Source organism: Salinispora pacifica CNR114 (assembly GCF_000514775.1).
GTDB classification, from domain to species: Bacteria; Actinomycetota; Actinomycetes; order Mycobacteriales; family Micromonosporaceae; genus Micromonospora; species Micromonospora pacifica.
The window spans coordinates 1-12,946 of the sequence record NZ_AZWO01000041.1; the positions used below are offsets into that span (position 1 = coordinate 1).

Below are 12,946 nucleotides of genomic sequence, written 5' to 3' on the forward strand. Positions count from 1 at the left end.
GACTGTCGCTGGACCACTGGAGCACATCAACTCCACCAGCCTTGCCGGTCTGCCCAGTGCCGTGGGCACCGCCGGTTCCGTGCTGGCAGCCAATGCCGTCGGACGCATCTCCCAAACCCGTGGCCGCCACCCTGGCCTCGCCGCCGGCTATCTGGCCGGTGCCGTCGGTAGCGCGGGCGTCATCGCTGCCACCGTGGCTGGCGCTCCCATCCTGCTGTCCTGGCGAGAGCAGCCCGAACCTCTGGCGCGGCAACTTCAACAAGCTGGTCAAGTGGCCTGAGGCGGTCGCTGCCGTGGGTGTTCTGAACTGTACTTTCACGACCCTGCGGCACACCGGCAACACGCTCGCGTCGCGAGCGCCAGGCATGAGCCTGCGCGACATCATGGCGCGGATGGGTCACGACAGCCCCCGCGCCGCGCTGATCTACCAGCACGCCAACAGGGAGGCCGACCAGGGCATCGCCGACGCGATCGACCAGGCCGTCAAGGCGGCCCGGCGCAAGCCGAGCAAGCGCCGGGTCAAGCGGGCTACCGAGGGCGACGGACCGGCCACCCCGGCAAGCTAGTGGCCCATTCTTGTTTCAGCAGGACCTAGAACGACGGAAGCCCTGGCGGGACATCTGCCCTGACCAGGGCTTTCGTGCGTGGAGCGGGTGACGGGAATCGAACCCGCACTGTCAGCTTGGGAACAACGCGACAACCGTCCCACTTGATCTTGCACAGTTCCGGATGAGTACCGCTGAAATGCCCATACGTCTCAGCGGTATCCCAGCGCGTCCCGGACTCGGGCAGCCGATGCCGGACGGTTCCCCAACAAGTTAGCCAACGCAGGCGCACCTGATGTCGGATCGTCCTACTGCGACCAACGCTTAGACGGGCGGCAATCAACCGGCCAGCAGGGCGCGTGCCGCACCTATCACCCGATTCGTAGATCCGATGCTTCCGGTGTTGGATGTGGAGGGCCAGGTGACTCCTTGGGCGGCCAGCGTCAGGGGGTGTCGGCGCACCGCTGGAGGGCAGCGGCGTCGCGTACCAGCATCCGGCGGTAGCCGGTGGCGACGATGCCGGCCTTTCGCAAGTCGCGCAGGGCCTTCTGCAGCGTGATCTCAGCGGCGCCGCACATGGTCGCCAGCTCGTCCTGGGTCAGGTGGATGTCGACGACGATGCCGTCGCGGTCGCGATAGCCGTAGGCCGCAGCAATCTCCCAGAGGACCCGGGCCAGACGGATCTTGACAGGGTGGGCGGCGAAATCGACGCGGCGGCGGTTCGCGGAGCGAAGGCGGTTCGCGACGATGCCGGCCAGTTCCATGGCCGCGTCCGGGTATCCGCGCAGGAAGGCTCGGAGTTCGCTGCGCTGGATGATCCGGATCTTCGAGGTCCGGCACGTGGTCACGGTTGCCGAGCGCGGCTCGCCGTTGAGGGCGGACATCTCGCCGATCATGTCGCCCGAAACCCGGACGTCGATGAGGGCCTGGCGGCCGTCGGTCATCGCCACGGTGACCTTCGCAAGGGCGTCTTCCAAGAGGATCACGTGTGACTCCTGGACGCCCTCGCTCAGCAGCACCCGGGACGCCGTCGCGGTCCGCTCGACTCCCAGCCGGAGCAGCGCGCGGCGACTCGTTTCGTCGATGCGGCGCAATAGCGTGCCGGGTAGCCAGGGGGTGTCGGTCACGCTCCGCCTCCGCGCGGTCCAGGGTGCTGACTTTCTGAGCAGACCTGACTACAGCACGCCGTCCGCGTCCGCGCTACATGGCGATCGCCACGATGGTGGTAAGCGCCGTCAATATCCCGGCCGCGAACATGGCGACCGCCAGGGCGAGGCGGGCCCGCCGCACCAGGGAATGCTTGTCCACGGCGATACCGGCTAGGGCCGATACCAGGTCCCAGGCATCGTTGCGCTGCTCACGGACGCCGGTCGTCGCGGGTCGCGTGGCCGGGAAGGCGAAACGGTTGGCGCGGCCGGCCGGGGACAGGCGCGGCGACACCGCCGCCACCAGATGCCAGCCGCCGGCGGCCAGGGCGGCGAGCCAGACCACGGCCGCGACGGCGGTGACCGTCAGCAGGGGAGCACTGTCGCATCGGGCCAGGGTCGGTGCCTGCTGCAGGACGACGACAACCGAGCCGCCCAGCAGGCCAAGCATGATCCGTGCCTTGGCATCGGCGTGGCGGATGGTGGTCTGCAACGACGTAGCGGTGTACAGGGCGGAGTGGAGGTCGAGGTGGACGTCGGACTGATCGGCAACGGTCATGCCGTTAGTGCATCCTGCGACGCCGGAGAAGAAGGCATCTTCCTATGTCGTTGGGCCGAAGATCGGGTTCCGGACAACCCATAGAAGTACGTAGTTGGCTGGTGGCCACGTCGGTAGGAAGGAGGGCGACCGCATCCGTCATCGAAGGGCCCGTCATGCAGGATCCGCACCGCCGAGTCGTTGTCGCCGTTGACATGGAGAGCTACAGCAAGCGCAGCAACGTACTGCAACATCGCGCCCAGGTAGCGTTCAAGCAAATCATGGAAGAGGCCTGCGCCGAGGCCGGACTCGACCGCGACAGCTGGCGCGTCCAGCCGGGCGGCGACGGCGAGTTGGCCATCCTGCCGCCTCAGGTCAGCGAGCGCGCGGTCGTCGGGAGGCTCGCGCCGGTCGTCGATCGGCTGTTACGGGAACACAATCAAGGACTAGCGCCCGAGGCGAAAATCCGGCTGCGTCTCGCGGTCCACCAGGGACTCGTACATCTGGACGGCGCCAACGGCTTTCCCAGCGACGCGGTCGTGCATGTTTGCCGGTTGAACGACTCGCCGCAGCTCAAGCAGGCGCTACGGACGCACCGGGGCGCTAACGCCGCGCTGATCGTCTCAGACTCGGTGTACCACGACGTCATCGTGCACTACCAGGACCTTCGCCCGGACCAGTTCGCCAAGGTCACGGCCGAGATACCGGAGAACAACTTCGAAGCCACGGCGTGGATCCATGTGCCCGGCGAAACCACGGGCAACGGCGGTCCCCGGGCAGACGAGCCGCGCCCGGGGTCGCAGGTCCCGGTCCCCGCCGGCCAGGTCTTTCACGGCGTCACCACCCACGGGCCCACCCAGTTTGGCAACCACAACACCATGGGGAATCCCCGTGGATGACGAGCAAGCGCAGGAGCCGCCCGTCGCGTCGGAGTCTCCGCCGAAGCCCGAGGTACCGAAGGAGGACGACGCCCCTATCGACCCCGACGTGCTGAGAGCCGACCCAGACGTCACCGAGGAGTTGTTCGGGGCGCGCTACACCGGCCCGACCACCGTCGGGCCCACGCAGTCAGGCATGCGCTTCACCGATACAACCCCCTTCGGGCCGACGCAGTTCGGCACGCACAACACGATGAACAACTACAACTGGGAGAAGCCGCTCGATCCGATCATCGGCGAGCTTCCCGGCGTCGACAGTCTGCTGAAGGTCTATGCACCAGCCGACGCCGACGAGATGCTCGATTCCCTGCTGGCGGAGCGGTCGACGGTCTGCTTGCTCGGGCCCCGAAATTCGGGTCGATTCAGTACGGCTCGAGCCGCGCTCGCCCGCCGGTACGGATCCGACCACGTGCACGAGGTGGTGCTGCCCACCGGCGTACCGCCCGAGAGACTGACCGGGACGCCGGATCTGGTGGCGGTGGACAGCGGATTCGTGCTGAGGCTTGCGGAGGACGATCACCTCGCCGCAATGCGCAGGCTCGCGCCCCTGTTCCGCAGCCACAATTCGAGCCTCCTGCTGATCAAAGAAGGTCGGCTGCGGCAGTGGGACCAGCACGGTGGTGAGGTGCCGCACAGGGCACCCGATCCGATCGCCGTCTTCAACAACCATCTCGGTACGCAGCCGCCGGCCGTGCACCTGACGGTGGAGGAGTGCCGGGGCGCGGTGGACACAGAGCTCAAAGCGACTTACGGGCCCAAAGAGTGTGTCGCCCTCGCGGCGGCGATCACCGTCAAGCAGCCGTCGAACCCGGAGGCCTTGCACGCCATCCTCCAGCGTTCCCAGCCGAAGCGCCGGGAACGCGCCTCGGACATCATGCTGCCCAAGCCGGACGGGTCTACGGGGCGGCGCCGGGCGAGCCAGCACGAACGGGCCTTCCGATTGGCGTACGCGGTCTTCCGACGCCGCCCGTTGCACTACGTTTTCGAAGCCGCTGACCTGCTCCTTCAGGAGATTGACACCGCGGCACTTCGCCCGGACTGGGGCAACATGGCACTACAACATCCGGTCCAGCAGTTGCTCGGCGCGGAACTGGAGGACGACTGGCTGGCCGCCTGCGAACCGGGCACCGAGCGCACCGGGTCGTCCCGCACCGCGTGGATTCGCGATCCCGGACTGCGCGGCGCGATCATCGATGTGGCTTGGCACGACTTCGACGGCACCCGCCGATCTCTGCTGAGATGGCTCGATCGGCTGGGTAGAGACAATGACGAGGTCATGCAGCGAGCGGCCGCAGAGGCCGCCGGCCTGCTTGCGGATCTCGACTTCGTCCGGGTGTACAAGGATCTGATCGACGACTGGGCGAAGTCGCCAAGGAGAGCGGTCCGTCAGGCCGCGGCGTGGGCCCTGACTTACTCGGCGAAGGGTGGCGACGCAGCGCCGAAGGTGCGCGCCAAGCTCCGCGAGTGGTGTTCCGGGAATTACAAGTACCAGCACGACACGGCCGCGCGGGTCTACGCGAGCGGCCTCGAGCAGACGTTCCTGGCGTGGAGCATGTTGGACCTGTTGCGAATCGCCGAGGATCCGATGCAGGTGCCCCGCCATGCGGTTGCGGCGGCGGTGAATCAGCTCTACCGCCCCGAGCGGGCTGGCTGGATCATTGACGAGTTGGCTGGTTGGCCACTCGCCGCGCCATTCCGGGTGCATGTCGCGCGGGCTGTTGTGGCGCTGACCGCCCGGATCGAGGCGACGTCCCTCGACGGCCGGCCCGACCTGCTGCAACGGATCGTCGAAGGGCAGGTAGATCCAGAGGCACTCGGTCACCTCTGGCGCGGCGGGTTCTTCGACTCGGACTGCGCGCCGGTGTCCGCGACCACGCTCGCTTCGTGGATTCGCTACGCGGACGGCAATGACGACGTACGGATACATGTCGGCGCGCTGCTAGACGCGATCATCACGACCCCCGCGAACCGTCGGCGGGTCACCTTCTACCTAACTAGAACCCCCGAACTCGGCAACGGCATCCCGGAGTGGGTACGACTGGAAGGACGAACGACCCGTGAGCGTTGAGACCGGCCCGGTGGGGCCTTCAGTTAGTCGGTGGCTGCGCTTCAGTGCCTGGCTTGGCCGGATCTGGCGGGCGTTCATCCGCGCGTTGAGCCCGCCGGAGCCGTTGCCTCCGACACCGGTCTCACCCCCACCTCCTCCCCCGCAGGTGCGCGGACAGCGCACGTTACAGACACCCCTGGTGGTCCCGGCGAGTGGTTACGTCTTCACCTTTCGGGTGCACGCCACCTTTCACTGGTCGGCCGAGGGCGTCTACCAGGAGCAGTTGTCGAGTCTCATGGACGCCCTTGCGCCGTACCCGATCAGACGGCTGAAGGCGCTCGCGGCGCGACATGCGCGTAACCACGCACCCCACCACGCCCGGGAAATGGAACAGGAACTGCAGCAGGCGCTCATCGAGGGCGGCCCCTGGCCATTCGCCTTGCGGGGAATAGCGGCGACCTGCCGGCCGTACGTATGGGTGGAACTGGACGAGCAGGTCAAGGAGGCGGTCCGGCCGTACTGGGAGCAGTTGATCAGGCTGGATTGCGAGCATGATGTGCGGGTACGTCGCGCCGAGTACACCGAGCGGCTCAGCCGGCAGTGGACAGATATCCTGGCCGACCTGCTGGGCAGCCCTGCCGCCGCGGGTGCCGCTGAGATGACTGAGAAGGAGCTCGCCGAGGTGGTGGGTCGGATCGTCGCGGAGCAGCGGGCGGCCGGGGAGAAGCTCGAGGACATGATGGCGGAGAAGGCCAACAGCAGTGACATGCAAGAGCGTTCTGAGCATTTCGAGCAGCTGCGTGAGCGGTTGGAGCGCCGCGCCGACGGAGTCGTCCAGCCAGCCTCGACCACCCCAGCCGGCGATGGAGGCGGCCCGGTGTGAGTCAGGCTGGAAAGTCGACCCGACATGAGACGTCCGATCGGCGGGAAAGGGTCAGCACGCCGAGCGACATGTTGGGTAGTTCGTCCGGTAAGTGGCGTGAGCTCTAGCTCGCCAACCAAGCCGAGGTATAAGTGGCCGGCAAGTGGAGGTGCACTGAACGACGCCACGATCACACCGTCAGACTTCCGATCTGACGGTGGCACCCTTGGACTTCCGTCCGACCGCTTTGTCCGAATACCACACGGGTTGTGCGCCGCCGCTGGCCGGAATCTCGCAGCGGAACGAACAGCAATCGCGACTCATTCCTCAACAAGCGATCATCGCATATCGGTGGACACCGATTGTTCGGCCCGCAGAATCGAGTCCTGAGCAGGTAAACGTTGGAGCGGGTGACGGGAATCGAACCCGCACTGTCAGCTTGGGAACCATACAAGGACCCCTGATCACCGCTATCCGGCCGAGCTGAACCCTGCGGTGAGTGGCCTGGAGTGACCCCAGCCGGCCTGAGCTAATGGCACGCTAATGGCACGACTTGGAATCCACACAGTCCGAACTGAAACAGAGGGTGTGTGTCGAGCCGCCCCGCTCGCCCCGGTCGTGGGGGACACCTATCGCAGGTACTGTCCCCCATGTTTTCGCTGGTCAAGGCGGGTTGGGGGACACCAGGGACAGGAGGGACACCGGGGACTCGGGTGCCGGTGTCGGTGCTAGGTCGACCCCTCGTGGCGGAGACGTCTGCGCTGGTCACAGCACCGCATCCCGCAAGTGAGACACAGCCCCTGAAGCGCCACCATCAGAAACCAGTGCGACGGAGCACGCCACCGCCGGAGCCTAACCGGGCGCAACCGGAGCGTTTCAGGCTAGATCGGCTTCTCCCCCTTAAGCGCCGGTCCGACGTCAACCAGGTGAGCGTTCGGAATGAAGCCGCAGCTTCCCTGGTCTGCGAAGTTGAGCCCGGTTAGCTGAACTGCCTTGGCTCGTTGAAGCGCGAGACGGCGGCAATCCTCGCTCAGGTGCCGCGTTGCCCCTGATCTCGTGATCTGCTGCGGATGCTGACGATACAGCCAGGTCACCTTATCGACATTGCAACCATCTGCAATTTCAGACAAGGCGGCAAACATTGCGATATCCTCATCACCCGGCAACCCAACCCATCCGCCAATGGCGCGAAGCGATAGCGCTCGAAGCATTAGCCCAGCACAATGGATCGGCCAGTTTCCGCCATGCGACTCGGCCCAACGATTCACGCTTCCCGCTCTCACCGTGCCGTAGTCAAGAGCGGAATCCCATGGAACCCTGGAACCATCTGGCATCAGGTCATCGGCTTGCCCAACTGCCCAATGAATGCGATTGTCATCAAAAGCCGGTATGAGTGTGCCGAGCGCGCCAGGTAGCAGAACATCGTCCGAATCCAGTACCTGAATCAGATCCCCTGAAGCCCGGGAGAGGGCAAGGTTTCGCGTTGCCGCTGCACCCAGTTGCGCGCCGTTTGCCTCATACAGAACTGACTTTACGTTTGCGAACTTATGTGCCAGAGATGGCGCTGCGCCGTCTTCCTGGACGACCCACTCAAGCTGCCAACCAGTAGGAAGTTCCTGCTGCTCAACACCTGCGACCGTTTCCTTCAGATACGCCGCACCCGGCGCGTAAGCGGCTGTAATAATCGATAGGGTCGGCACGCTATTCCCACCTTTTGAGTTGATGGCTATACCGGATAGCCGTACGGTCGGCCGGATAGGTTGAGTCGGCAACCTCCACTACCCGTCCAAGAGTATCCACGGATCGGCTACGCAGACAGAGTAGCGGCACCCCAGGGTCCATGCCCCAATCCTGACGCTGACGGGTAGTTGGCTGAAGCGCAATTATTGAGTTGTCGAGCCGATCTATTTCTATGCCAACCGTGTGTAGTTGATGCCAGTGCCCACCGGGCCACGGCTCATTCTTCTCGTCTAGCAGCTCTGGGTTTTGCTCGACTAGCGAAACGGGCACGTGTGAAACACTTGAAAGGATTAAGCGACCGCCGTCTCTGTTTACGGTTCGATAGGAACGCCTGAGTAGCTCCGTGCCAACCTTCACATCGAATTCTGTCGCCAACTCCTGATCCGCCTGCACTCTTGAATACGTTGCAGTGAATCTAGTTTGGTTGATCGGCACACCGAGCGCCAACTCCACGGCACCTGTCGCTGCGCGCTCCTCTTCCGACTGAAGCGCCAGATCTTTCTGCGTTTGGGCGGCTTCCGGGCTGATCGATATAGCAAGTTCACTGCGGGTGGGTGGAATTCGCACCCGAGCTCGCGCCCCTCGGCTACTGGTAATGCGACCTTCACCTAGCAAAATTGCGATTGCTTCGCGGACTGTCCCGTCAGCGCAGCCCCAGCGCTCCTGAAGCTGCCGAACCGACGGCAAGGACTGCCCTGGCGCGTACTCACCGGACGCGATCCGCGCTCGAAGGTCGTCGGCGATCTGATCATGCAAGGGGACGGTGCCCAGCGTTCGGTCTGGCTCCATTTGTCGGATGCTACCAGCAGCTTCGGAACCTCGGTAGCGAAGTACTTGCGCGCTGAGCCAACATGCCCTAGCGTGCTTTTCACCTCGGTACCGAAGTACAGAGGTGCCAAGCCGGTCGGTGGCTCGGGGAACGGCGGCACGCGTTGCCGTACGCCCATGAGACGCCGGGTTCGGTTGATCTTTGACAACTCCACAGCGACTGGAACAAGTGCGCGTAGCTCGCTGAGCAGGAACTTTGCATTGAGCCGCATGGCGGTCGATCTCGGTAGGTCCCGGGTGAGCGGAGCGAGTGAGGCGGGTTGCGCGCACTGCACAACGACACCTGTACCTGCTGCTTCGAGCTGTACCGGAGGTTCCCGTGTTTGCAGAACCGTCTGCCGCTGACCTGGCGGCTATTGATCGTGAGTGGCCGTTGATCGCGGCCGAGCTGGACGTGCTCGACGCCGAGATCACGATGCTCTACGCCGAGGACCACGGCGGCCCGTCGCCGCTGGACTGGCGTCGGTTGCGCCGGGCCGAGGCTCGCGTGACCCGCGCCGCCGCCGACCTGAACGCCCGCACCGACGCGCACCGCGCGGCCTGATGTCGCGCATCCGCGCCGCCTACTGGGATCCGGACGGGGCACGGTACGGCATCCCCACCTACTGGTGGCGGGGTGCACCACCCGGCTACGCCACCCGCCGCCAACTACGCTCCGCCGGCCTACGCCCCGGTGGTCAGCCGGTCGCCGCTCAGGTGCTGTGGCGCGGCGTCGGCGGTACTCGCGTCGCGCATTTGTACCGACTCGACCTGGCCCGGCCCAAGCGCACTGCGTCGCCGGCCGTCCTGGCGGCGCTCGCCAAGGCGCTGACCGCCCGCCGCACCTGCCCCACCTGCCGGACCGTCCGCCCCTACTGCATCCCGCTCTCGCTCGGCGAGTGCGTCGACTGTGCCTACCCCATGGAGGAAGCAGCATGAACCGCACCTACACCCACCCCAGTGTCCTGAACGGCATCGCTGCCGGGGCGTCGTGGGCCGACCCGGAGATGGACCCGACCCGTATCGACTGGACCGCCCGCCGGGCTGTCGCAGCGATTCCGTTTCCCCTGGTCGACGGACGGCCGGTCAACCCGCACGCACCGACCGGCATCCGCTACGGCCGCAACGAGCTCGGCCACTGGGGAGAGGCTCAGGCCGCCGACGCGATCGTCACCGCAACGGATTCCGACGGTGACCGGTGGTTGCTGCTGATCGAGCGCGACGACAACCACGGATGGGCGCTGCCCGGCGGCCACGTCGACCCCGGCGAGACCCCCACCGCCGCCGCGTTTCGCGAGCTGACCGAGGAAACCGGACTTGTCGCCGACCCCACCGACCCGCGGATTACGACGCTGCCCGCCCGGTACGTGCCCGACCCGAGGGCCTCGGATGAGGCGTGGATGGTCACCACCCCTGTCCACATCGACCTCCGGTGCGGTTTCCGCATCCTGCCGGACGTGACCGGCGCCGACGACGCCCGCCGCGCCGACTGGCTCCCCGCCGACGACTACGACTGCCTACTGACCCACCTCGACGTGCTACACGGCGGCCGGCTGTTCCCAGCCCACCGCGACCTGATCGCGGACGCCCTCACTCACTGATCGGAGGTTTCCCCGATGACTGCCCCCACGCTGTCCGCGTACCCGAAACCGGTAAAAGACCTGGTGCCCGCCGCGCGGGACCTGGCCGCGCAGCTCGGCACGGTCCCGTCTCGCAACCGCATCAAAAAGGAGCTGCACGTAGGCGGGCCGAAAGCCGACGCGATCCTCGCTGAGCTGACCCGCACCCCACTGCCCGCGCCGCCGGCCGACAACGAGCCCACCCCGGAGCCCACCGACACGAGATCAGATCCGACCGAGCCCACCCCACCCGCCACGACCGACCCCGCCCCGACGGTGGAGCCAACACCGGCCGCCAATGACGCCCCAGAACCGGACATTACGCAGCCCACACCCGTCGCAGACCTGGGCACCAACATCACGCCCCGAACCGATCGCCGACCGATGGTGTGGCCGGTCGTGCTGATGGCCCTCGGCGCGTTCGTGGCCGTCTGGTCCGGATGGGTGGGGCTCGGCAAGCTCACCGGGTTCGGAAAGGTGGACCTGCTACCCGGGATCGTGGAACCGGGTTCGTGGGCCACCATCGACAGCGCGATCACGCTGCCGATCGGGGTGGAGGCGTACGCCGCGTACGCGCTGTACGTGTGGCTGTCCGGCCGAGTACCGCCCCGGGCACGGACATTCGCGAAGTGGTCCGCGCTCGGCTCCCTCGCGATCGGCGCGCTCGGCCAGGTCGCCTACCACCTTCTTGTCGCGGCCGGTGTCGAGTCCGCCCCGTGGTGGATCACCACCCTCGTGTCCTGCCTGCCCGTTGCTGTGCTCGGAATGGGTGCCGCCCTGGCGCACCTCGTTCGCTCGCACGACTGACCCCGCCCGGCGGCACAGCCCAAACGGCCTCAGAAACCAGTGCTGTGCCGCCGGCGCCCTTCACGGACAGGAGTCCGATCCGAATGGCCAAGCGTACCCGCCCTCCGGCTTGCACCTGCCAGAACACCGGCCGCTGCGGCTACTGCCCCTCCATCGCAGTCACGGCAACCCGTGAGGCCCGCCTCCCCGCCGGCAGCCGCGGCCAGGTCGCCGCTGACCGGATCGCCCGCCGCCACCGCCGATAGCCCCTGACCGCCTCCGTCCCCACCGGACCATCGCCGGTCCGGTGGGGCGCGGTGGCCGCCAGACCGCCTGGACGGCACAACCCAGAAGGGAACCACCGTGGGACGCATCAACCGCGCTTCCGGCAACGACCGCATCGATTGTCAGGTCGGTGAGGTCAAGGGCCGCAAAACCCCCAAGCCCCCCAAGCCCACCAAGCCCAGCACCGGGCGCGTCGAGAACATCCGCTCCGGCGGCGCCCGAGTCGGCTGGCAGGCCGACGAGATCCATGGCGACCTCACCATCCGCTAGCCCACCCTGCGTCGAAAGGACCCCTCACGTGTTCGGCACCAAGAAGGAGTACGGCCACCAGATCACCAAGTCGGGGCGGGTGGAGGTGGTCGAGACGACTCTGCCGCGGCACCTCCGCGGCTACGACGAGTACACCACTCAAACGATCACCGAAGGCCCCCTAACCCGCCTCCTGACCCGCCGCCGCCGATAGCCACTGACCGCCTCCGTCCAGCACCAGCCCCCCGCCCGGGGCTGGTGCTGGGTGGTGGCCGCCAGACCGTCTGGACGGCCGGAAGGGAGCGCCAGCGATGGCGAAGAAGGACTCGTACTACGTAGTCGCGACGGAGAACCACCCGGGCCGCAAGTGCCGATGGGCCACGGATGCACGCGACCTGAACGACGCCGAGCGGATCAAGGACAGCGTGGAGAAGACGGGCGGGTACCCCAAGGGGTCGACCGCACGGATCGTGAAGCGATGACCGGCGTACGCCGCCCGGCCAACTAACCCCACCCGGCGGCACAGCACTGGTTTCCATGCCTGTGGGCTGTGCCGCCGGCCCTCACCCCTGAGCCGCACCTACCGACCCCGGGGAGATGCCCCTCATGTTCGCAGACCCGACCGGCGCGCACGCCGCCGTGTTCGCAGCCGTGTTCGTTGCTCTCTATGTTGCTCACCAGGTGGGCGACCACTGGGTCCAGTCGCAGCGCCAGGCCGACCGTAAGGGCATGCCCGGGTGGCCGGGCCGCATCGCCTGCGCCACCCACGTCGCCACCTACACCCTCACGGCCCTGGTAGCGCTGGCGGTCCTGGCCGCCGGCACCGGGCTGCGCCTGGATCCGTGGGCGGTCAGCGTCGGACTGACCGTCTCGGCGGTGTCGCACTACGCCGCCGACCGGCGTACCCCGCTCAAGCGAATCGCCGACGCGCTCGGCTCGGCCCGCTTCTACGCCCTCGGCGCACCCCGCCCCGGCCGTGACGACAAGCCCTGCCTGGGAACCGGCGCCCACGCCTTGGACCAGTCCTGGCACATCGGGTTTCTGTTCGTATCCGCGCTGCTCATCGCGGCCTGACCGTCTCCGTCACCACCGGTCCTCACCCGGTGGTGTGCGGTGGCCGCCAGACCCTCTGGCCGCCGGAAGGGAACCGCAATGTTCGGTCGTACGACACCGCCGGCGGCGTCTGCTGCCGTGCATGTCCTGAACCCCCGCAAGAAAGCGCTGCGTGGGCTGTGTGGTGTGGACCTCACCGGCGAGGTGGAAATGCCGCCGGGAACCACGATCACCTGCCCGGTCTGCGCCCGCAAACACAAGTCCTGACCCCGCCCGGCGGCGCGGCCCTGGCCTCGCAAACCGCGCCGCGCCGCCGGCCCCCTACCGATCCC

The 12,946-nt window shown here is 66.9% G+C and carries 17 protein-coding genes and 1 pseudogene; 14 read left to right on the top strand and 4 right to left on the bottom strand.

The annotated features are described in order from the left end of the window. Both B118_RS33125 and B118_RS33130 read left to right on the top strand, forming a co-directional pair. Nucleotides 1-280, top strand: a pseudogene (locus tag B118_RS33125) (hypothetical protein); the annotation flags it as partial. Between the two features lie 85 nt (nucleotides 281-365). Continuing rightward, the gene (locus B118_RS33130; protein WP_238324067.1) at nucleotides 366-566 is read left to right on the top strand and encodes a hypothetical protein; all 201 of its coding nucleotides are present in this window, start codon (nucleotides 366-368) and stop codon (nucleotides 564-566) included. Between the two features lie 422 nt (nucleotides 567-988). Here B118_RS33130 and B118_RS0120970 read toward each other — a convergent pair whose 3' ends face one another. Together B118_RS0120970 and B118_RS0120975 are read right to left on the bottom strand one after the other, a co-directional pair. Then, nucleotides 989-1,672 (bottom strand): Crp/Fnr family transcriptional regulator, encoded by a 684-nt coding sequence (locus B118_RS0120970; RefSeq protein ID WP_027648625.1) that lies wholly within the window; start codon nucleotides 1,670-1,672, stop codon nucleotides 989-991. A gap of 73 nt (nucleotides 1,673-1,745) precedes the next feature. Continuing rightward, nucleotides 1,746-2,249, bottom strand: coding sequence for a Pycsar system effector family protein (locus B118_RS0120975; protein ID WP_027648626.1), 504 nt, complete (start codon nucleotides 2,247-2,249; stop codon nucleotides 1,746-1,748). A gap of 155 nt (nucleotides 2,250-2,404) precedes the next feature. Between B118_RS0120975 and B118_RS0120980 the strand changes: the two genes are divergently transcribed. The 3 genes from B118_RS0120980 (at nucleotide 2,405) to B118_RS0120990 (ending at nucleotide 6,096) form a co-directional block, all read left to right on the top strand. Further along, nucleotides 2,405-3,127, top strand: a complete 723-nt coding sequence (locus B118_RS0120980) for a hypothetical protein (RefSeq protein ID WP_027648627.1) — start codon at nucleotides 2,405-2,407, stop codon at nucleotides 3,125-3,127. Further along, nucleotides 3,120-5,234 (top strand): hypothetical protein, encoded by a 2,115-nt coding sequence (locus B118_RS0120985; RefSeq protein ID WP_028193365.1) that lies wholly within the window; start codon nucleotides 3,120-3,122, stop codon nucleotides 5,232-5,234. The genes B118_RS0120980 and B118_RS0120985 overlap by 8 nt, the downstream gene beginning before the upstream one ends. Before the next feature lie 145 nt (nucleotides 5,235-5,379). Next, nucleotides 5,380-6,096 (top strand): hypothetical protein, encoded by a 717-nt coding sequence (locus tag B118_RS0120990; protein WP_050576948.1) that lies wholly within the window; start codon nucleotides 5,380-5,382, stop codon nucleotides 6,094-6,096. A gap of 860 nt (nucleotides 6,097-6,956) precedes the next feature. Here B118_RS0120990 and B118_RS30895 read toward each other — a convergent pair. Both B118_RS30895 and B118_RS30900 read right to left on the bottom strand, forming a co-directional pair. Further along, complete coding sequence (locus B118_RS30895; RefSeq protein ID WP_080678120.1) at nucleotides 6,957-7,775, bottom strand: glycosyltransferase family 2 protein; 819 nt, start codon at nucleotides 7,773-7,775, stop codon at nucleotides 6,957-6,959. 1 nt (nucleotide 7,776) lies between these two features. After that, the gene (locus tag B118_RS30900; protein ID WP_080678121.1) at nucleotides 7,777-8,604 is read right to left on the bottom strand and encodes a GntR family transcriptional regulator; all 828 of its coding nucleotides are present in this window, start codon (nucleotides 8,602-8,604) and stop codon (nucleotides 7,777-7,779) included. 358 nt (nucleotides 8,605-8,962) lie between these two features. On the opposite strand from B118_RS30900, the gene B118_RS0121000 reads away from it, so the two are divergent. The 9 genes from B118_RS0121000 to B118_RS31935 all read left to right on the top strand — a co-directional run bounded on the left by B118_RS0121000 (nucleotide 8,963) and on the right by B118_RS31935 (nucleotide 12,881). After that, nucleotides 8,963-9,187 (top strand): DUF6284 family protein, encoded by a 225-nt coding sequence (locus B118_RS0121000; protein WP_028193366.1) that lies wholly within the window; start codon nucleotides 8,963-8,965, stop codon nucleotides 9,185-9,187. Then, the gene (locus B118_RS0121005; protein WP_028191229.1) at nucleotides 9,187-9,561 is read left to right on the top strand and encodes an RRQRL motif-containing zinc-binding protein; all 375 of its coding nucleotides are present in this window, start codon (nucleotides 9,187-9,189) and stop codon (nucleotides 9,559-9,561) included. Before B118_RS0121000 ends, B118_RS0121005 begins: the two co-directional genes overlap by 1 nt. Beyond that, nucleotides 9,558-10,223 carry an NUDIX domain-containing protein gene (locus B118_RS0121010; protein ID WP_028193367.1) on the top strand — a complete coding sequence of 222 codons (666 nt, stop codon included), beginning with the start codon at nucleotides 9,558-9,560 and terminating at the stop codon, nucleotides 10,221-10,223. The genes B118_RS0121005 and B118_RS0121010 overlap by 4 nt, the downstream gene beginning before the upstream one ends. A gap of 15 nt (nucleotides 10,224-10,238) precedes the next feature. Next, a complete protein-coding gene (locus B118_RS0121015) occupies nucleotides 10,239-11,048 on the top strand; it encodes a hypothetical protein (protein ID WP_028193368.1) in 810 nt (269 codons plus the stop codon). A gap of 342 nt (nucleotides 11,049-11,390) precedes the next feature. Next, nucleotides 11,391-11,582, top strand: coding sequence for a hypothetical protein (locus B118_RS0121020; RefSeq protein ID WP_028193369.1), 192 nt, complete (start codon nucleotides 11,391-11,393; stop codon nucleotides 11,580-11,582). A gap of 28 nt (nucleotides 11,583-11,610) precedes the next feature. Continuing rightward, complete coding sequence (locus B118_RS32515) at nucleotides 11,611-11,775, top strand: hypothetical protein (protein ID WP_202902351.1); 165 nt, start codon at nucleotides 11,611-11,613, stop codon at nucleotides 11,773-11,775. A 97-nt stretch (nucleotides 11,776-11,872) separates the two neighbouring features. Then, the gene (locus tag B118_RS32520; RefSeq protein WP_202902352.1) at nucleotides 11,873-12,043 is read left to right on the top strand and encodes a hypothetical protein; all 171 of its coding nucleotides are present in this window, start codon (nucleotides 11,873-11,875) and stop codon (nucleotides 12,041-12,043) included. A gap of 124 nt (nucleotides 12,044-12,167) precedes the next feature. Further along, nucleotides 12,168-12,635, top strand: a complete 468-nt coding sequence (locus B118_RS0121035; RefSeq protein ID WP_028193370.1) for a DUF3307 domain-containing protein — start codon at nucleotides 12,168-12,170, stop codon at nucleotides 12,633-12,635. A gap of 78 nt (nucleotides 12,636-12,713) precedes the next feature. Further along, the gene (locus B118_RS31935; protein ID WP_155256587.1) at nucleotides 12,714-12,881 is read left to right on the top strand and encodes a hypothetical protein; all 168 of its coding nucleotides are present in this window, start codon (nucleotides 12,714-12,716) and stop codon (nucleotides 12,879-12,881) included. The last annotated feature ends 65 nt before the right edge of the window (nucleotides 12,882-12,946 follow it).